Annotated in this window: 21 protein-coding genes; 13 read left to right on the top strand and 8 right to left on the bottom strand. The window is 70.6% G+C overall.

Features of this window, described 5'->3' with window-relative positions; all coding sequences use genetic code 11:
• Positions 1 to 15: 15 nt before the first annotated feature.
• The 3 genes from EAH86_RS07090 to EAH86_RS07080 all read right to left on the bottom strand — a co-directional run bounded on the left by EAH86_RS07090 (position 16) and on the right by EAH86_RS07080 (position 2,760).
• Positions 16 to 591 carry a dihydrofolate reductase family protein gene (locus tag EAH86_RS07090; RefSeq protein WP_140738201.1) on the bottom strand — a complete coding sequence of 192 codons (576 nt, stop codon included), beginning with the start codon at positions 589 to 591 and terminating at the stop codon, positions 16 to 18.
• 127 nt (positions 592 to 718) lie between these two features.
• The gene (gene ctlX, locus EAH86_RS07085; protein WP_140738198.1) at positions 719 to 1,705 is read right to left on the bottom strand and encodes a citrulline utilization hydrolase CtlX; all 987 of its coding nucleotides are present in this window, start codon (positions 1,703 to 1,705) and stop codon (positions 719 to 721) included.
• Positions 1,706 to 1,707: 2 nt separating this feature from the next.
• Complete coding sequence (locus tag EAH86_RS07080; RefSeq protein ID WP_140738195.1) at positions 1,708 to 2,760, bottom strand: ornithine cyclodeaminase; 1,053 nt, start codon at positions 2,758 to 2,760, stop codon at positions 1,708 to 1,710.
• A gap of 126 nt (positions 2,761 to 2,886) precedes the next feature.
• Here EAH86_RS07080 and EAH86_RS07075 point away from each other — a divergent pair, with 126 nt between their 5' ends.
• Together EAH86_RS07075 and EAH86_RS07070 are read left to right on the top strand one after the other, a co-directional pair.
• A complete protein-coding gene (locus tag EAH86_RS07075) occupies positions 2,887 to 3,318 on the top strand; it encodes an Lrp/AsnC family transcriptional regulator (protein ID WP_140738192.1) in 432 nt (143 codons plus the stop codon).
• A 75-nt stretch (positions 3,319 to 3,393) separates the two neighbouring features.
• Entirely contained in the window at positions 3,394 to 3,735 is a 342-nt protein-coding gene (locus EAH86_RS07070) for a DUF2200 domain-containing protein (protein ID WP_140738190.1), read from the top strand.
• Positions 3,736 to 3,777: 42 nt separating this feature from the next.
• Here EAH86_RS07070 and EAH86_RS07065 read toward each other — a convergent pair whose 3' ends face one another.
• The gene (locus EAH86_RS07065; RefSeq protein WP_206665760.1) at positions 3,778 to 4,365 is read right to left on the bottom strand and encodes a helix-turn-helix domain-containing protein; all 588 of its coding nucleotides are present in this window, start codon (positions 4,363 to 4,365) and stop codon (positions 3,778 to 3,780) included.
• A 55-nt stretch (positions 4,366 to 4,420) separates the two neighbouring features.
• Between EAH86_RS07065 and EAH86_RS07060 the strand changes: the two genes are divergently transcribed.
• From EAH86_RS07060 to EAH86_RS07025, 8 genes are all read left to right on the top strand, one after another.
• Entirely contained in the window at positions 4,421 to 5,380 is a 960-nt protein-coding gene (locus EAH86_RS07060) for an NAD(P)/FAD-dependent oxidoreductase (RefSeq protein WP_241668245.1), read from the top strand.
• 119 nt (positions 5,381 to 5,499) lie between these two features.
• The gene (locus tag EAH86_RS07055) at positions 5,500 to 5,772 is read left to right on the top strand and encodes a hypothetical protein (RefSeq protein WP_140738181.1); all 273 of its coding nucleotides are present in this window, start codon (positions 5,500 to 5,502) and stop codon (positions 5,770 to 5,772) included.
• Between the two features lie 93 nt (positions 5,773 to 5,865).
• On the top strand, positions 5,866 to 8,553 hold the full coding sequence (locus EAH86_RS07050) for a LuxR C-terminal-related transcriptional regulator (RefSeq protein WP_140738178.1): 2,688 nt from the start codon (positions 5,866 to 5,868) through the stop codon (positions 8,551 to 8,553).
• A gap of 129 nt (positions 8,554 to 8,682) precedes the next feature.
• Positions 8,683 to 9,387, top strand: coding sequence for a hypothetical protein (locus EAH86_RS07045; RefSeq protein WP_194150749.1), 705 nt, complete (start codon positions 8,683 to 8,685; stop codon positions 9,385 to 9,387).
• The gene (locus EAH86_RS07040; RefSeq protein WP_140738175.1) at positions 9,384 to 10,061 is read left to right on the top strand and encodes a DUF2306 domain-containing protein; all 678 of its coding nucleotides are present in this window, start codon (positions 9,384 to 9,386) and stop codon (positions 10,059 to 10,061) included. Before EAH86_RS07045 ends, EAH86_RS07040 begins: the two co-directional genes overlap by 4 nt.
• Positions 10,058 to 10,300, top strand: a complete 243-nt coding sequence (locus tag EAH86_RS07035; protein WP_140738172.1) for a hypothetical protein — start codon at positions 10,058 to 10,060, stop codon at positions 10,298 to 10,300. The genes EAH86_RS07040 and EAH86_RS07035 overlap by 4 nt, the downstream gene beginning before the upstream one ends.
• A 94-nt stretch (positions 10,301 to 10,394) precedes the next feature.
• On the top strand, positions 10,395 to 10,868 hold the full coding sequence (locus EAH86_RS07030; protein ID WP_140738169.1) for a hypothetical protein: 474 nt from the start codon (positions 10,395 to 10,397) through the stop codon (positions 10,866 to 10,868).
• 36 nt (positions 10,869 to 10,904) lie between these two features.
• Positions 10,905 to 11,678 carry a methyltransferase domain-containing protein gene (locus EAH86_RS07025; RefSeq protein WP_140738164.1) on the top strand — a complete coding sequence of 258 codons (774 nt, stop codon included), beginning with the start codon at positions 10,905 to 10,907 and terminating at the stop codon, positions 11,676 to 11,678.
• A gap of 6 nt (positions 11,679 to 11,684) precedes the next feature.
• On the opposite strand, the gene EAH86_RS07020 is transcribed toward EAH86_RS07025, so the two are convergent.
• Together EAH86_RS07020 and EAH86_RS07015 are read right to left on the bottom strand one after the other, a co-directional pair.
• Positions 11,685 to 12,326, bottom strand: coding sequence for a CDP-alcohol phosphatidyltransferase family protein (locus EAH86_RS07020; protein WP_206665759.1), 642 nt, complete (start codon positions 12,324 to 12,326; stop codon positions 11,685 to 11,687).
• A complete protein-coding gene (locus EAH86_RS07015; protein ID WP_140738161.1) occupies positions 12,313 to 13,398 on the bottom strand; it encodes a hypothetical protein in 1,086 nt (361 codons plus the stop codon). Before EAH86_RS07015 ends, EAH86_RS07020 begins: the two co-directional genes overlap by 14 nt.
• Positions 13,399 to 13,562: 164 nt before the next feature.
• On the opposite strand from EAH86_RS07015, the gene EAH86_RS07010 reads away from it, so the two are divergent.
• Genes EAH86_RS07010 through EAH86_RS07000 form a run of 3 tightly spaced genes read left to right on the top strand, consistent with a single transcriptional unit; the run spans position 13,563 to position 15,769 of the window.
• Entirely contained in the window at positions 13,563 to 14,720 is a 1,158-nt protein-coding gene (locus tag EAH86_RS07010; protein ID WP_140738158.1) for a sensor histidine kinase, read from the top strand.
• Positions 14,717 to 15,355 (top strand): response regulator, encoded by a 639-nt coding sequence (locus EAH86_RS07005; RefSeq protein WP_140738155.1) that lies wholly within the window; start codon positions 14,717 to 14,719, stop codon positions 15,353 to 15,355. Before EAH86_RS07010 ends, EAH86_RS07005 begins: the two co-directional genes overlap by 4 nt.
• Before the next feature lie 57 nt (positions 15,356 to 15,412).
• Positions 15,413 to 15,769 carry a thioesterase family protein gene (locus EAH86_RS07000; protein ID WP_140738152.1) on the top strand — a complete coding sequence of 119 codons (357 nt, stop codon included), beginning with the start codon at positions 15,413 to 15,415 and terminating at the stop codon, positions 15,767 to 15,769.
• A 54-nt stretch (positions 15,770 to 15,823) separates the two neighbouring features.
• Here the strand turns inward: EAH86_RS07000 and EAH86_RS06995 are convergent, their stop codons facing one another.
• The gene (locus EAH86_RS06995) at positions 15,824 to 16,699 is read right to left on the bottom strand and encodes a class I SAM-dependent methyltransferase (protein ID WP_140738149.1); all 876 of its coding nucleotides are present in this window, start codon (positions 16,697 to 16,699) and stop codon (positions 15,824 to 15,826) included.
• A 109-nt stretch (positions 16,700 to 16,808) separates the two neighbouring features.
• Entirely contained in the window at positions 16,809 to 18,104 is a 1,296-nt protein-coding gene (locus EAH86_RS06990; RefSeq protein ID WP_241668244.1) for an FAD-binding oxidoreductase, read from the bottom strand.
• Between the last annotated feature and the right edge of the window lie 17 nt (positions 18,105 to 18,121).

Raw genomic sequence — 18,121 nt, 5'->3', positions numbered from 1 at the left:
CCGGAGCTCGGACGCTCAGTGGAGGGTGGGCCGGTAGACGAGCTCCTGGGTGTGGCCGTCGAGGGTGCGGTGCTCGAGCAGCTCGAGGTCGAAGTCGGCGGCACCCTGGAAGATCGGGTCCAGCCCGGTCTGACCCGTGATGACGGGGAAGACGGTCACCTGGACTCGGTCGACCAGACCGGCAGCCATCAGCGCCCGGTTCATCGACAGGCTGCCGTGTGAGCGCAGCGGCACGTCCGACTCCTCCTTGAGCCGCGCAACGACGTCGACCGCGTCCCCGCTGACGAGGGTGGCGTCGGGCCAGTCGAGCGGGCCTTCGAGGGTCGTCGACACGACGGTTGCCGGCAGGTTCCTCATCCTGGTGACCCAAGGGTCGCGGACATCGGAGTCCTCGGTGCTGGAGGCCAGCATCTCCGCGAAGGCCCGGTACGTGTTGGCGCCGAGGACGATCCGCTGCTCCGGCTCGTACTGTGCGAGGCGGTGGTCGAGCAGCTCCGGGCCCTGCTTGCCCCAGTAGCCGGTCCAGTCGCCGCCCGCCCCGCCGAAGCCGTCGAGGCTGCAAAAGACGTCGAAGGTGTAGGTGGCCGTCATGTCGATCTCCTCGCGTTGGGTTCGTCTGTCCTGGTACAGACCGGGGACCGCGGCGAAACTCATCACCTCTCATCACCGCCCGTGCCGCGGCACCCGTCCCAGCGGCTGAGGGGAGGCCGGGCTCAGCTCAGCGCGACGCGACCAGCGCCGTGTGCTCCGGGGCCAGTGCCGGGTGCTCCGGGACCGGGATCACCGTCGGTCGCGGGGTCAGGTGTATGCCGGCGAGCATGCACCTGACCGAACCACCCGCGAGCTCGATGGTCGGCACGTCGAGAGGCAGGATGCGACAGGACCGTTCGATCGTGGCGCGCTGACCGGCGTCCAGGATCCCGGCCGCCCGAGCCGACATGGCCAGGACCCGACCGGTCGGCGTCTGCAGCTCGATGGCGTTGCCGGCGAAGTCGGCCACCTGGGCGGTGGTGAGCTCGATGATCTCGCGGCCCGGTCCAGCGATCGCCCGGGCGACCTCTGCTCGACGTCGCAGATCGCGGATCAGGTCGAGGCCGACCAGCGCGAATCGACTGGCGAGGCCCATCATGACGTTGGTGTGGTAGATCGGGACGCCCGCCTCATCACTCGCGTCGAAGGCCATCGCCTCGTAGCCGAACTGCGTGCAGAATCTCTCCAGCACAATGGGATTCGCCCGATGTGAGCGCGCCACGAAAGCCACCCGACTGAGGTGGTCGAGCACCATGGCACCGGTGCCCTCCAGGTATGCACCGTCGAGCTCGAGGCCGGAGTAGTCGACGACGTCCTGGACGCGGTACCGGGTCTTGAGCATCTCGATGACGTCGGCGCGGCGTTCGGTGCGCCGGCTCGGCGAGCACATCGGGTAGACCGCGACGCGGCCCCCGGCATGCGTGGAGAACCAGTTGTTGGGGAAGACGCTGTCGCAACGGGTCGAGTCGTCGTCGTCGAACAGGTGCACGGTGACTCCGGCCGCCGCGAGGCCGTTCGCCGCTGCCGTCACCTCCTCGTATGCCGCGACCGCCACCTCCGCGGGGCTGCGCGTCCGGTCGACGGTCTGGAACGCGTTGTCTGCCGCGGTGGCCGGGTTCGGGGTGAAGTGGCGGGGACGGATGAGCACCACCGACGAGGGCGCCTGGACCGACATCTTCAGCGCCTTACGGCCAGCGGAGCAGCGGCCAGCGGAGCAACGGCCCGCACGAGGGAGAACAGGTCTTTGGGGTCGGCGGGGTCCGCGATGAGCTCGATCTCGGTGACGTAGTCGGTGCCGTCGACGGCGTCGCGCAGGAAGCGCAGGGCGGAGAAGTCCTCCACGGCGACGCCAACCGAGTCGAAGACGGTGATCTGCTCGGCGCTCGTCCGACCTGCTTGCGCACCGGTCAGGACCCGCCAGAGCTCCGTGACGGGGAAGTCGGGGCCGACCTGCTGGATCTCGCCCTCGGTCCTGGTCTGCTCGGTGAACTCGACGAAGACCTCGCTCCGGTGCAGTATCGCGGGGTCGAGCTCGGTCTTGCCGGGACAATCGCCGCCGATGGCGTTGACGTGGACGCCCGCCCCCACCATGGCGTCGGTGAGGACCGTGGCGTTAGTCTTGTCCGCAGTGCAGGTGGTGATGATGTCGGCGCCCCTGACCGCGTCAGCAGCGCTGGAGGCGACCACGACATCGAAGCCGAGGGGTTCGGCGTTCCGGACGAACTTGGCCAACGCAGCCGGGTCGGTGTCCCAGATCCGCAGCCGGCGGATGCCGAGGACAGCGCGGAAGGCCAGAGCCTGGAACTCCGACTGGCTGCCGGTGCCGATCATGGCCATGGTCCGTGCGCCCGGCCGGGCCAGGGCGCGGGCCGCCATGGCAGACACGGCCGCGGTCCGCAGGGCCGTCAACAGGGTCATCTCCGAGACGAAGGTGGGGTAGCCAGTGCGCACGTCGGCCAACATGCCGAAGGCGGTCACGGTCTGAAAGCCTCGCGCCGGGTTGGCGGGGTGCCCGTTGACGTACTTGAACGCGTAGGTGGTGCCGTCGCTGGTGGGCATCAGCTCGATCACGCCCTCGGCTGAGTGGCTCGCCACTCGAGGAGACAGCTCGAAGGTGGTCCGCCGGCGGAAGTCCTGCTCCTGGTAGGCGACGAGGCCGGCCAGGATCGAGTCGAGGTTGCCCTCGGCGACCCACCGGGCGAGGTGGCTGACATCGACGAAGCGCACCATGGACGCCTCCCTTCGTGGTTGATGGCACCACGGTAGGAATGTTCAGTCTGAAGCCACAATGACCAAGAGGCGCGATTTTGTGCACCCGGCCTGACGTAATGAGCAGCTGTGCTGGACACTGTGCGCATGCCTGACGTGGACGAGCTCGACCGGCGCCTCATCTCTGCCCTGCGCGCTGATGGGCGCGAACCCGTCAGTTCACTCGCGCGGCGCCTCGGCGTGACCCGGGCGACGGTCAACAGCCGGCTCAAGCGCCTGCTCGACAGCGGGACCATCCTGGGCTTCTCGGTGCGCGTCCAGGCAGAGCGGGACCCGGACACCATCCGGGCGATCGCCCTCATCGAGGTACGTGGCCGCTCGACCAGCCAGGCCATCGCCCAGCTGCGGGGCTTGCCGGAGGTCCACGCCCTGCACACCACCAACGGTGGGTGGGACCTCGTCGCCGAGCTGCGCACGAGCTCGCTGTCCGACTTCGACCGGCTGATGGGCCAGATCCGGTCGGTGGAGGGTGTCGTCAACAGCGAGACCAGCCTGCTGCTCCGCTCCGTGCAGATGTAGGCACCTGACACCAGGCACGAGCGGAGCAGCGTTCGCACCCCTCAGGTGCTGTGCGCTGGAGCGTATTCTCCGAGGATGAACCGGATCTTCACGGTGAGCTTCGCGTCGGTGTATCCGCACTACGTGAACAAGGTGGAGAAGAAGGGCCGCACCAAGGCCGAGCTGGACCAGGTCATCGAGTGGCTGACCGGGTTCGACGGGCCGACGTTGAGTGACCACCTGGCAGCCGGGACGACGTTCGAGGACTTCTTCGCCGACGCGCGGCTGAATCCGCGGGCGTCGTCGATCACGGGCGTGGTGTGCGGGGTCCGCGTCGAGAACATCGACGATCCGTTGATGCAGAAGATTCGCTTCCTGGACAAGCTGGTTGACGAGATCGCCAAAGGTAGGCCGATGGACAAGGTCCTGAGGACGTAGCGGAGGACGTAGGGCGCGGGGCGGACTGAGGGCCGGTCTGCGTCACCCGTCGCGTCGGGTGGCCGACTTCGCCCGCGCGTGAAGTCGTTCGCCCTGCGGCCCGAAGAGGCTGAGGATCTCGGCGGGTTCGTTGCCCGTGCTGCCGAACCAGTGCGGCACGTGGGTGTCGAACTCGGCAACCTCGCCCGGTCCGAGGACCAGGTCGTGGTCGCCGAGGACGAGGCGCATCTTGCCCGACAGCACGAAGAGCCATTCGTAGCCCTCGTGGCTCTTCGGCTGTGGACGGTTGTTGCTGGTGGGCACGACGATCTTCCACGCCTGCACGCCGCCCGGGCTCCGCGTGAGTGGCAGGACTGTCCGGCCGTGGACCTTGCTCGCCTTGAGCCGCACCCGCGGGTCGCCCACCTCCGGCGCGCCGACGAGGTCGTCCAGCGGCACCCGGTAGGCCTGCGCGAGTGGGAGCAGCAGCTCGAGACTCGCCTTGCGCTGCCCGGTCTCCAGTCGCGACAGGGTGCTCTTGGAGATGCCAGTCGACTCCGACAAGGCAGTGAGGGTCACGCCACGCTGGGCCCGGATCGCCCTCAGCCGCGGGCCGACCTGGTCGAGCGTGCTGGCGATGTCGGTGGTCATAGACCCCATTCCACCGCGTTCTTCCCAGAAACGGCAACGAAGGTTGTCGAACCGCGTGGACCGGTCCATCGTGGGCGACATGAACAACTACGACGTGGTGGTCGTCGGCGGTGGCGCCGCCGGGCTGTCCGCGGCCCTGGTCCTGACCCGGGCCCGGCGGCGGGTGCTGGTGGTGGACTCGGGGACGCCCCGCAACGCCCCAGCGGCACACCTGCAGGGCTTCCTGTCGCGGGACGGTATGCCGCCCGCTGACCTCCTCGACGCCGGTCGCCGGGAGGTGGAGGGCTACGGGGGAGTCATCAGGCAGGTCACGGCGACCGACGTGGTCGCCTTCAGGTCCGCAAGCTTCCAGGTCCTGCTCGCCGACGGGGACCGGGTCTCGGGCCGCCGGGTACTCGTCGCTACAGGGTTGCGCGACGAGCTGCCAGACGTCCCCGGATTGCTGGAGCGCTGGGCACGCGACGTCCTTCACTGCCCGTACTGTCACGGCTGGGAGGTGCGCACCCGGCAGCTCGGAGTGCTCTGGAACGGCCCGGACTCGGTCCGCTACGCGCAGACCGTCCGGCAGTGGGCCGACGACGTGGTCCTGTTCGTACCCCCGGGAGTCCTCACCAACGCCGACCGGGGACATCTCGTCGCCCGGGCGATCGGCATTGTCGAGGTCCCGGTCGCCGGGCTCGTCGTCGAGGACGACCAGCTGACCGGTGTGGAGCTCACCGACGGGCACATCGTGCCGCGGGCTGCCCTTTTCGTCCCGCCGAGATTCGTGCCGCACCACGGGCTGCTCACCCGGCTCGGGTGCCAGGTGGACGAGCAGGGCTGGATGGTCGTCGGCCCGTTTGGCGCGACCAGCGTCCCGGGCGTCTGGGTGGCCGGCAACGTCGCCAACCCCCGCGCCCAGGTGATCACCGCTGCGGGTGAGGGATCCGCCGCCGCGATCGCGATCAACGCGGACCTGGTCGAGGAGGACGTGCGCGACGCCGTCCACGACTTCAACCAGGGCTTCGTGCCCTGAGCCCAGACAGTCCATGCCCTCTCGTGCGGTGCGCGCCGACCGAGAACGCCAACACTCTCACCTCTCACACCCGCCCCTCGAGCACGCCCTCCCGCTTTCGTCCCCACCAAGGAGCACCCATGTCCGCGTCCGACCCCACCCAGGGACCTGCTGCCTTGCCCGCCCGTCCGGCACCGCCGATCAAGCATGAGCTCGCAGTGATGATCTGGCTGTGCGTCTTCCCCACGCTGACCCTCATCAACCTGGCGTTCGGCGACTGGCTGCGCCCGATGCCGGCCGTCCTGCGCACCTTCGTCCTGGCGACCGTGGCCGTCCCGATCGTCATCTACGGACTGATGCCACAGCTGCACAAGGTTCGCGCCCGGCTGAAGTCAGCGGCGGCGCGCGGGTAGTCCCCGGCCAACTCCTGCCCGCCAGGTGGCCATTGCCGTCGGGCCGCTCGCCATAACGGCGTGGCCGGCCCGCCGCGCTCCTATGCTCGCAAGATGGCGGTACTGGGAACCAAGATCCACGTCCCGGTCCCACGACGCGACCTGGTCCCGCGGACGCGGCTGGCGCAGGAGCTGGGCACCCCGGACAGCCCGCGTCTCGTGCTCGTGTCGGCGCCGGCCGGGTTCGGCAAGACCACGCTCCTCAGCCAGTGGCTCGCGACAGGCGACAGTGACCGAAGGGTCGCGTGGCTCTCGCTCGACGAGGCGGACAACGACCCCCACCGGTTCATCGAGCACCTCGTCGCGGCGGTGCACCTCGTGGCCGACGTCGCCGAGGCGACCCAGCTCGTGGCAGCGGGATCCCACTTGCCGACTGACACGGTGCTCACCAGCCTGGTCAACGACCTCGACCTGCAACCGGGCCGGACCGTGCTCGCCCTCGACGACTACCACGTGATCGAGACGCCTGACGTGCACCGTGCGGTGACCTTCCTCCTCGACCACCTCCCGCCCCGGGTGACCCTCGCGGTCGCGACCCGGTCCGACCCACCACTCCCGCTGGCGCGGTTGCGCGCTCGAGGGGAGCTGGTCGAGCTCCGGGCCGCAGACCTGCGGTTCACCGCCGAGGAGGCCACCGCGTTCCTCACCGACGCGATGGGGCTCGACCTGGACCCGAGCCAGGTGACCGCGCTCGAGACCAGGACCGAGGGCTGGGCCGCCGGGCTCCAGCTGGCCGGCCTGTCCCTGCGGGGAGTGGACGACACCGCCGGCTTCGTCGACGCCTTCACCGGCAGTCACCGGTTCGTCCTCGACTACCTCGTCGAGGAGGTGCTGCGCCACGAGCCCGATGCGGTGCGCACGTTCCTGCTCGACACCGCAGTGCTCCGCAAGCTCACCGGTCCGCTCTGTGACGCCCTCACCGGCGGCTCGGGCGGAAGCGTGACGCTCGAGGCCCTGGAACGGGCCAACCTGTTCGTCATCCCGCTCGACGAGCGCCGGGAGTGGTTCCGGTACCACCACCTCTTCGCCGACACCCTCCGTGCGCGCCTCCTCGCCGAGCAGCCCGACCGCGTGCCGGGGCTGCACCGGGCGGCCAGCGAGTGGTATGCCGCGCACAGCCTCCCCGAGGACGCCGTGCGCCATGCGCTCGCCGCGGCCGATCCGGCGTACGCCGCCGACCTCGTGGAGGCCGCTCTGCCGGACCTGCGTCGCGAGCGGCGGGACCGCCTGCTGCGTGAGTGGCTGACCGCCCTGCCCGTGGACGTGGTGCGCAGTCGCCCGCTCCTGGGCACCTACCTCGCCTGGACCCGACTGGTGCTGGGGGACCTCGACGGGGTGGAGACCGCCCTGCACGATGCCGAACGTTCCCTGGCGGCCGGAACGCCTCCAGCCCGGCCCGGTGCCTCGGCCGCTGCGCTGGAGGAGATGCGGACGCTGCCGTCGACCATGGCCATCTTCCGAGCCTCGGCGGCCCAGGCGCGCGGCGACACCGAGGCCACCAGGCGACACGCGCGCACCGCGTTGGACCTGGCAGGACCGCAGGACCACATGGCGCGGGCCGGGTCCCTCGGCTTCCTCGCCCTGGCCGCCTGGGCGAAGGGCGACCTCGACGAAGCAGTCGACGCGTTCTCCGAGGCGGTGGACAGCATGTCCGCCGCCGGGGACGTCGCAGACCAGCTCGGCGGCACCGTGGTCCTCGCAAGCATGTCGGTGGCCCGCGGTCGACCCGGCGAGGCCCGGGCTCTCTGCGAGCGAGCGCTCGTGACCGCCAGCCAGCACCCCGGGGACGCGCTCGCCACATTGGGGGACCTGCATGTCGCCCTCGCCGACACGCTCATCGAACAGGGTCAGCTCGACGCTGCGCAGCAGCACCTGCAGGCTGCCCAGGAGCTGGGGGAGTCGGCGTCGCTGATGGAGAACCGCTACCGCTGGTACGTGGTGATGGCCCGGCTGCGGGCCAGCCGGGGTGACACCGAGGCTGCGGTGGGGATGCTGGACCGGGCGGAGTCGCGCTACCTGCGAGGCTTCTTCCCCGACGTACGCCCGATCCCCGCCCAGCGAGCAAGACTGCGGATCCGGCAGGGTCGGTTGACCGACGCGTGGGAATGGGCCCGCGACCTAGGTGTGCAGCAGGTCGAGGACGCGTCCTACCTCGGCGAGTTCGACCAGCTCACGCTCGTGCGGCTGCTGCTCGCCCAGCACCGAGCCGACCGCGAGGCCAGCCACCTGGACGACGCAGCGCAACGGCTCGACCGCCAGAATCCTCGCGCCGGAAGCGGTGGCCGGGACGGCAGCGCCGTGGAGGTCAGGATGCTCCGGTCCCTGCTCCACGAAGCCCGTGGTCACCGCGTCGCCGCCCTGTCCGAGCTCGAGGCGGCTCTGGAGATGGCTGTCCCCGCCGGCTACGTCCGGCTCTTCCTCGACGAGGGCGAGCCGATGCACGACCTGCTGCAGGTCGCGGAGGCGCGGCCAGCGGCCGGTGACCACGCCCGCACGCTCCTGCGCGCGGCATACCGAATCCCGGCGGCACCTGCACCGGTTCCGGACGCCGAGGGGCTCAGCGACCGAGAGCTGGAGGTGCTGCGGCTGCTCGACACCAGCCTCAGCGGCCCCGAGATCGCAGCCACCCTTTTCGTGTCGGTCAACACGCTCCGGACGCACACCAAGCACATCTTCACCAAGCTCGACGTCAACACCCGTCGCGCCGCCGTGACCCGGGCCGCCGAGCTCGGCCTGCTCTGACTGGACTACCTGGAAAACCGGGATCACCACCTCGGTCACATCAGGTGGTGATTCGCGGTCACCACGGCTGTTCCTACCTTCGGACTGTCCCCGGCACACCGACCGGGCCAGTCAGCAAAGGAACCAGCCATGACCGTTACCACCAGTCGGCTCGGCCAGGCGGCGGGCATCGCAACCGCCGTCGCCGGGACGATCTTCGTCCTCGTCCAGATCAACCACCCCGCCACCGTGGGCGCCTCCGCCGTCACGACCGACTGGATTGTCCGCAGCACGGCCAAGACCGTCATGGCCGCCCTGGCGCTGGCAGGAATCACCGGCATGTACCTGCGCCAGCGCGCCAAGGTCGGCCTCGTCGGCCTGGCGGGGTACCTGCTGCTCAGCCTCGGGTACCTCCTCATGCTGGGGACCGAGTACGTAGCCGCGTTCGTGTTGCCTACCGTGGCAAAGTCCTCGCCCGGGTACGTCAACGATGTCATCGTGACCGCGTTCGGTGGCCACGCGAAGGGTGACATCGGGCCGCTCCTGACCGTCTTTGCGATCATGGGCGTGGGGTATGCCCTGGGTGGCCTGCTGTTCGGGATCGCCACCTTCCGCGCCGGCATCCTCGCGCGCCCGGCAGCGCTCCTCCTTGCGGTCGGTAATGTGTCGACGCTGGCCCTGGCGGTGCTCCCGGACTCGTTCAACCGCCCCCTTGCCGTCCCCACCGGTCTTGCCCTCATGGGGCTCGGCGTCTCACTGTGGCGCGACCAGCGCAACCAGGGGGACGTCGCACCGGCCACCGCACCCGCTGCCGCACCAGTCGTTGCGGCCCGCACCCACGCCGCAGCCCGATGACCACCCGGCAGCGGGGCTGGCGCGTTCCGGCCGCACTGGTGGCGTTGAGCCTCGTCCCGGTCCTCGCCGGGACCGCGCGGCTCGTCGAGCTCGGTGGTGGTCCGGCGATCATCCCGGCCGACGCCCGGTTCACGTCCTCCCCGCTGCCCGTCGTGGTCCACATCGTCTGCGCCGCCACCTACGCACTCCTGGGGGCACTCCAGTTCTCGGCGGGGATCCGGCGACGCTGGCCACGCTGGCACCGGACGACCGGACGGGTGCTCGTCGGCGCAGGCCTCGGGGTGGCGTTGTCCGCCCTCTGGCTGACGGTGTTCTTCGCGCCACAGGAGGACTCAGGGGTGCTGTTGTTCGTGCTGCGGCTCGTCTTCGGGTCGGCGCTGGTGGCGAGCCTGGTGCTGGGGGTCCGGTCGATCTGGCAGGGTGACGTCCCCGCCCATCGGGCCTGGATGACGCGCGCCTACGCCATCGCCCTCGCGGCCGGGACGCAGGTGTTCACGCAGGGCCTGGGCGAGGCCTTCTTCGGGCACAGCGCCGTCGCCCTGGACGCCTCGCGGGGAGCCGCCTGGGCGATCAACCTGGCGGTCGCGGAGTGGGCGATTCGTCGCGACCCGGTCGGCGGCGGGGCTCGACGCCCGAGGCTGACCCCGATGTTGATGGTGGGGGAGCGGTCATGACCACGACGTACGAGCTCCGGTTCGAGGGCCATCTGGACCGCCACTGGTCGGGGTTCCTCGGCGGGCTGTCGATGAGCCATGAGGACGACGGCACGACGATCCTGCGCCGCGACGTCGCGGACCAGTCGGAGCTGCACGGCCTCCTCGCCGCGGTCCGGGACCTCGGGGTCACCCTGATCTCGCTCACGCCGGTCCACCCGGCGAGCGAGGGCGATTCCCTGGAACAGCAACATTCCTAGGTGTTCGAGGTGACGGCGAGGAACCTGCGTCCTACGCCACGCAGCTGTCCAACCACACGACCGCATGCAGTCCCGCTCGACATCGGAGAAGGTCATGACCGTCACGACGCCCGCACCTCACACGCCTCCCACGCCTGCGCCCCCGACAACCGCGAGATCCACGACTCCCGCAGCCGACCTGTCCCTGACCCGCCTGCACCTGATGCGCGCTGGGTTCCTCCTGATGGGGGTGGGCCTGGCCATCGTGAAGTGGCCGCTGCTTTCCAGCGCCCACACGTTGCCGCTGTACGAGGGCGTGACGCTCTGCTTGCTGACCGCGATGTCCCTGCTGGCCCTCGTCGGGTTGCGCTACCCCGTCACGATGCTGCCCGTCCTGTTGTTCGAGTCGGCGTGGAAGCTGCTCTGGCTCTCGCTGGTGGTCCTGCCCAAGGCCATCTCGGGGGAGCTCGATGCGGCCACGTCGGACTTGGCGGTGAACTGCTCCTTGGTGGTCGTCATCCTGGCCGTCACCCCATGGCGGTTCGTGTGGCGCCACTACGTGCGGGCCGCCGGCGACAGGTGGCGCTGACCAGCGGTCGGTTGCGGGGGCTGGCAGCATGGGCCCGTGGTCGATGATGCGTGGCAGCCGCTGGCCGATCCCTTCGTCGAGGGCGCCTACGCGACCGTGAAGGGACAGGTGCGGACGCACGTCCTGCACCAGCAGCTGCTGCGACACCTGCCACCCGCGCCGGCTTCGGTCCTGGACGTCGGAGGGGGCGCGGGACACCAGTCGCTGCCGTTGGCCCGGCTCGGGTACGACGTCACGATCCTCGACCCGTCGGCGGCGATGCTGGCCAAGGCCGAGGACCGGGTGGCCCAGGAGCCCCACGCCGTCCGCTCGCGGATCGGCCTGGTGCAGGCGGCAGGGGAGTCCGCCGTCGAGGTCACCGATGGCCGGCAGTTCTCGGCAGTCCTCTGCCACGGCGTGCTGATGTACCTCCCCACGCCCGACCCCTTGGTGGAGGTCCTCTGCCGATGCGTGGAACCCGGGGGAGTGGTCTCGGTCATGGCGCTCAACGCCGCGACGATGGCGGTGCGGCCGGCCCTCGAGGGCAGGTGGGCCGACGCCCTGGCCGGATTCGACGCCGACAGCGAGATCGGTGTCCTGGGCGCGTCGACCCGTGGCGACACCGTGGAGCACCTTTCCGAGCTGTTGCGACGAGGTGGGGTCGAGGCCGAGGACTGGTACGGGGTCTGGCTCTTCTCTGACTGGATCGACCTCCCTCTCGCGAGCACCGACGTCGAGGCCGTGGCGGAAGTCGAGCTCCGGGCCAGTCTCCGCGACCCCTACAGACAGCTCAGCCGCGTGTTCCACCTCGTCGGGAGGGCTCGCTCGTGAGCGAGGTCAGCAGCCGCAGTCGTTTCCCACCTGGAGGGCCGGGGCGGTGATGAGGGCGCGCAACCGCACGCACGACCAGACCTTGCCGACCAAGACCGCGCTGGCGAACACGGTGGCCCAGCCCGCCCGACCAGCCAGGCAGGCCAGCACGATGCACGAGGTGTTCACTGCCTTCGCCGGTCGCGACCAGTTCCACCGCCACAGCACGAGATCGACCCCGTGGAAGTCGTTGGGGCCCCTGACCTCGAACGCAAGGAAGCCGAGCGACAGCATCGTGTCGACCACCGCGAACTCGATGGCGTAGATGGTCAGGGGGACACCGAGGCGGGGGTCGAGCGCGACGAAGCACGACGCACAGGTCAGGCTGTTCGCGCGGTCCGCGACGATGTCGAATACCGCCCCGATCCGCGTCTCCAGTCCCAGCCGGCGAGCCACCTCGCCATCGGCCAGGTCACCCACCCAGTACACGAGGTATGCCGCGACGAGGAGTCCCGCGCTCGACTGCGCCAGTGCGGTCATCGCGAGGGCGATCGAGACAACGGTCCGCACGAGCGTGATGGTGTTGGGCGCCGTCAGGACCGGCTCGTGGATGACCTCCCGGGTGCAGTGTGCGGGTGGGGCGGGCGTCCACACCTCAGCCCAGCGCACGAGCCCACTCCGTCAGCTGCCCGTCCGGTGTCGAGGGGGTGGCGAAGTGCACCACCGCACCGGCCGCGTCGACGAACGCGACGACGCACCCGTCCATCCCCACGTCGACCCCCGTGTTGCTCGCAGCGTCGAGGAACCACACTGCGGACAGGGGCACGGCGGCATACCCGACGGGCACGGGCAGGGCTCCTGCCGCTCGCTCGATATCGGCCACTGGACGCGGGTTGAACTTGTCACCGGTGGGGTCGGTGACCAGTCCGAGCAGGGTGGGGTGCGAGGGCGAGGTAGCGAGCAGCGGCTGCAGCCGCCGCACCGTCGTCGACACCTGCGGGACCGGGCCCACGACGATGACGACTGGCTTGCGGCGGTAGTCCGCCCACGTCAGCTGGCCTCCACCGAGCCGCTCGACCGTGAAGTCCGGGACGTGCGAGTTGTCGAGTGGATGCTGCGCGGCCTCGAGTGGATGGGAGACCTCGCGCCCGGGAGTACTGCCGCACACGTCGTCCATCCAGGCAGCCACGTCGGGGTCGGGCGGCGGGAGCGTCCCCAGTGGTTGCGACGCCACCACCGACCTCAGCTGCGAGAGCAGGCTCACGGCCGGCTGGACGTCGTCGCTGGCGCCGCGACCGCGGAAGTCGGAGACGGTGACGACCAGGCGACCCGTGGTGAGAGTGAGCTCCCCCATGAGGACCCCCGCCGGGACGCCGAGCTGGGGTTCGAGGCGTCGGCAGGTCAGGCCCTGGACATCCGGGTGCCAGTCGTTGGTCGAGACCACGACCGGAGCAGAGCACCCACCATCGCCCGCCGACTCGCACGTCCCGTAGTCGGCCTCGACCTGGAACGCCGGGGCGTTCTCCTCGACGAGGTCGAGCGATGTCAGGGGTAGATCGTCGGCCTTGGAACCGAGGTAGTAGGCCGGTTTGCCCGCTGCTTTCACTTCGCCCACCGCAGCATCGAACGCGTTGGTGGACAATGGGATTCCTTGGGCACCGAGGTCTGTTCCACAGGCCGCGAGCGGCAGCGTGAGCAGCACGGCACCGATCGCCGTTGGCAGCAGCTGGTTCGGTCGCATGAGGATCTCCTTCGCGTTGGCTCCCTCGCGGATCCGTGCATCGTCACCTCTGGGGCGGCCGTCTCGCGTCGACCGTGCGGCCCGTCTGGGTCGTCCGTCACGGCGACTGTCGTGTGGACCTGAGGACGACGCTCCCGAGTCACCGACCCGCGTAACCTTGGGCCATGCAGGGGCTGCTGCGCCGCCTGACGTGGCGGGACTGGGCGGTCCCCGCGGCACTGTGGGCCGCGGGGCAGGTGGAGCTGTGGGTCACCGGTCCCCAGACCGTCCCGGTGCATGGTCCGAGGTGGCCGTTGGCGGTGGCGCTGACCCTGTCCGCCATGGCGCTCTGCCTGCGCAGGACCCACCCTGCACCCGCCCTGGCCGTGGTGGTCGCCTCGCTCGCCGTGACCACGACCGGGCAGGTCCACGCATTCCTGCTGACCGGGCTGTACCTGCTCGTGGTCGCCGTCTTCGCGTGCGGACGCTACGGCAGCGGGCCGGTGAAGTACCTCGCGCTGGTCCTGCCCGAGCTGCCGGTCCTGCTCTGGACCAGTGTCATCCCCGAGATCCACGTCGACAACGCGTGGGCGTGGGGGCTGAACGCGTGGTGGATCTTCGCCCTGGGGGCTGCCTTCCGTCACGAGCGCGCACTCCGCGACCGGGTGGCCGAGGCGGTCGCCGCGCAGGCCGAGGCGGAGGCTGCCGGCCAGCGGGTGGGGCTCGCCCGTGAGGTCCACGACGTGGTGTCGCACAGCCTCAGCGTCATCGTCGTCCAGTCCGAGCTGGCCCGGCTGTTCATGACGTCCGACCCGGCTCGGGCCGACGAGGCGATGCGCCAGGTGCAGGACACCGGGCGTGCGGCGCTGGGGGAGACACGTCGGCTGCTCGAGGCGCTGCGAGACCCGGCCCAGGCGAACAGCGCCGCCCATCCGCCGACCTGGTCCGATGTCCCGGAGCTCGTCCGGCGGATGCGCGAGTCGGGCCTGCAGGTCACCCTCGAGGCGCCAGGTGACGAACCGACGCTGACCCCCGAAGCCTCGGCCACGGCATACCGGGTGGTGCAGGAGGCACTGACGAACACCTTGCGGCACGCGCGCACGTCGCCCACGTCAGTGGCCGTCAGGCAACAGGCGGACCTGCTCGTGATCGACGTGCAGAACGCGGGCCAGCCGACGGTCGAGGCGAACGGCAGCCGCAGCGGCAGTGCGGCAGTGTCCGGGTACGGCCTGTCCGGAATGCACGAGCGGGTTGCGGCGTGCGGCGGCATGCTGACTGCGGGTCCACGGCCCGGCGGCGGCTACCGGGTACGGGCCGTCCTGCCGTTGGGGGATGCCCGGTGACCACGCTGGTCGTGGTCGACGACCAGTTCCTGGTCCGCGACGGGGTGGCGGCGATACTCGCTGCCGAGGAGGATTTCACCGTGCTCGGCACGGCCGCGGACGGCGCCGAGGCGGTCGGCTTGATCACGAGCCTCGCGCCCGACGTCGCCCTGATGGACATCCGCATGCCCGACGTCGACGGCATCGAGGCAACTCGCCGGATCATCGAGTCGGGCTGTGCCACAAGGATTCTCATCCTCACGACGTTTGGCGCTGACGACTACGTCCTCGCGGCGCTTCGCGCTGGCGCCAGTGGGTACCTCCTCAAGGACGCGCCCCGCGAGTCGCTGGTCGCGGGGATCCGAGCCGTGGCCGCGGGTGACGTCGCGGTGGAGAAGGGGATACTTGCGCAGCTGGTCCGTGGGCAGCCCACGCGCGAGCACCCCGAGGTGGTGGCGGCGCTGGGTCGACTGTCGCCCCGGGAGTCGGAGGTGCTGCACCTGGTCGCACAGGGGGCCACGAATCCCGAGATAGCGCAGAGCCTGTTCATCGGGGAGACCACGGTGAAGACCCACGTCTCGCGCATCCAGACCAAGCTGGACGCACGAGACCGGGTGCAGCTGGTCGTGCTCGCCCACCGCGCCGGCCTCGCGTGAGGCAGCTGGGACCTCCGGCGGCAACGCTGCCGCGCCGGGCCTCGCTAGCGTCGCGTCATGCGGCACGTGGTGACGGACGAGGACACGGCGATCAGCCTGGGCAGCGGCGACGTGGCGGTGCTTGCCACGCCGCGGCTGATCGCGTGGCTGGAGGCAGCGACGGTCCTGGTCGCCGCACCCCTGCTCGCGGAGGGTCAGACGAGCGTCGGCACGGCGGTCCGCATCGACCACGTCAAGGCCACACCCGTGGGCCGGTCCGTCGAGGTGAGCGCTCGGCTGGTCGGTCCCGCCGGGTCGCGACGGCTCACGTTCGAGGTCGCCGCGACCGACGACGCGGGGGAGGCCGTGGCGGGCGGAGAGATCACCCGCGTCGTGGTCGACCGGGCCCGGTTCAACCAGTCCCCACCTGCCTAGGAGTGGCCAACCTCGGGGCTGCCGTGGAGTTGTTGCCCTCCACGGCGCAGCGCGTCAGTTGCGTACCGCGACGGCGACCCGGCCGTTGCGCCGCGAGCCGATGTTCTCGGCAGGGAGGGCCAGCCCCTCGGCTCCGGTGAGCAGGTCCACGTCCGAGACCACGCTGAAACCGTTGTCGGCCAACAGCTTTCGCAGGACCTCGGGACGCCACAGGGAACGCCACGGCTCGTGCGCGAGCGGGTCGGGCTGTCCCGACAGGCGCAGCACGAGCCTCATCACCTTGCGCATGACGCTTGTCGGCAGGGAGCGGGCCTGGTAGTTGATGACCAGTCGGCTACCGGGCGCGGTCAGCTCCGCCAGCTGGGCCACGGTCGCCCGCACGTCGGCGGCGGACAGGTAGGGCACGACGCCCTCCCAGACCCATGTGGACACGGCCGCCGTGTCGAACCCGGCAGCGTCCAGTGGTCCAGCCAGCCGCTCGCTGGTGAGGTCGACAGCGACCGGGACGAGTCGCTCTGCGACCGGTGCGAGGGCGCGAACCCGGCGCAGCTTGTCCCGTTGCGACGCGGGATGGTCGACCTCGAACACGGTGGTCGCCGCCAGCTCCGGCATCCGATAGGCGCGGGAGTCGAGACCCGCGCCCAGGAGGACGAGCTGCCCCGCGACGTGGTCGCGGATGGCATCGTCGATCGCGATCGTTCGCGGCACCATCGTGAGGCCGGTGCGCCGGACCATCTCGTAGGCCATCCGGTCGGCGGCGCGGGTCGGTACGTCGCCCGCGCGCACCTGGTCCACCAACTCGCGGTCCGCGGCGTCGAGCAGCTCGCGGGCGACCGGGTCGGAGAAGCGACCCACGGCATACCGGCCGTCGGCCGTTGCCCGGCCCTGGCACACGAGGACGGCGGTGCTGCTGGCCCCCCGTTCGGTCACAGTTCCAGTGTGCCAGCCACGTCGACGAGCCCCGGTATGCCGTGTGGCCGGGGTTGCGCGGTGTCCTCGGCTGCGCCCGAGGCGCGCCGCGTCAGACGGGGGAGGCGGGTCATGGGCGGATGTTGGGGTTGAGGTGGAACACGTTGTCCGGGTCGTACGCGCGCTTCAGCTCGGTCAACCGAGCCAGCTTCTCCGGGCGGTACGCGCGTCGAACGCCCTGGTCTCCTTCGTCCGCCAGGGCGTTCACGTAGGCGCCGCTGGCGAACGGCTCGATGCCGGCGGCGTACACCCGCGCCGCGGTCATCCGTGCCTGGTCCTCCGCCGGGTCAAGCCAGCCCGCCGAGGTGGTGAACTCGACCAAGGCGTCCCGGTGGCTGTAGGCGGAGTCCTCGTCGGGCAGGTCCGAGATGGCGCCGGCGTTCAGGGTGAGGCGCGCTGCCGGAAAGCTGCCGTCGCCGCGGTCGAGGAACGCCTCGATGGCGTCGTCGCTCAGCTGGCGGAGGTAGTGGCCCTTCCAGTACCGACGGATCGCGTGGCCCTCCACGTCGTCACCGGCGGTCTGCAGGTCGAGGTAGCTCAGCTCCTCGACGCGTTCAGCAATCGGTCGGCCGATCGACCGGTACGACGGGACCAGGCGGCGCCCCTCGGCGGGGTCACCCACCCAGACGAAGCCGATCCGCGCGACCGGACGACCGTCGAGATCGCCCACTCGTGCAACTGGCGTCGCACGTCGAGGCGCCTCGGCCAGGAGCTCCCGCCACCCTCGCAACGCCTCGTGGGCGTCCTCGAGCTCGTGCACGAACTCCACCTCGAGCGCTCGGGTTCCGACCTGGTGCAGGCGGAACTCGAACTCGGTGACCACGCCGAAGTTCCCACCACCACCGCGCAGCCCCCAGTACAGGTCCGGCCGCTCGGTCGCACTGGCCGTGACCACGTCCCCGGCGGCGGTGACCACTTCGAACGAGGTGACGTTGTCGGAGCTCAGCCCACAGAGGCGAGACAGCCACCCGACCCCGCCACCGAGGGTCAGTCCACCCACACCCGTGTGGGACACGTTGCCGGCCGTCGTCGCCAGGCCGTGTCGTTGGGACGCGATGTCGAGGGCACCCAGCAGCGCCCCACCACCGACCCGGGCCCGTCGACTGGCCGGGTCCACCTGCACGGCGCCCATCGGGGCCAGGTCGATGAGCAGACCGCCGTCGGTCAGCGGGAGACCGAGGACGCTGTGTCCGCCGCAGCGCACCCCGATCTCCAGGCCCTCCTCGCGACCGTGCCGGACGGCCGCGACCACGCCCGCGGCAGACCTGCAGGGGAGGATCAGGGCCGGCCTGCGGTCCACCATCGCGTTCCACACGGCGCGGGCCCGGTCATACCCGGAGTCGCCCGGGCGCAGACCGGCGATCACCGGTGGACCCGCGCTGC

The organism is Pedococcus bigeumensis, assembly GCF_006438965.1.
Taxonomy (GTDB): domain Bacteria; phylum Actinomycetota; class Actinomycetes; order Actinomycetales; family Dermatophilaceae; genus Pedococcus; species Pedococcus bigeumensis_A.
The sequence above is the reverse complement of the archived record's forward strand: the minus strand, read 5'-3'. Positions and strand labels throughout refer to the sequence as shown.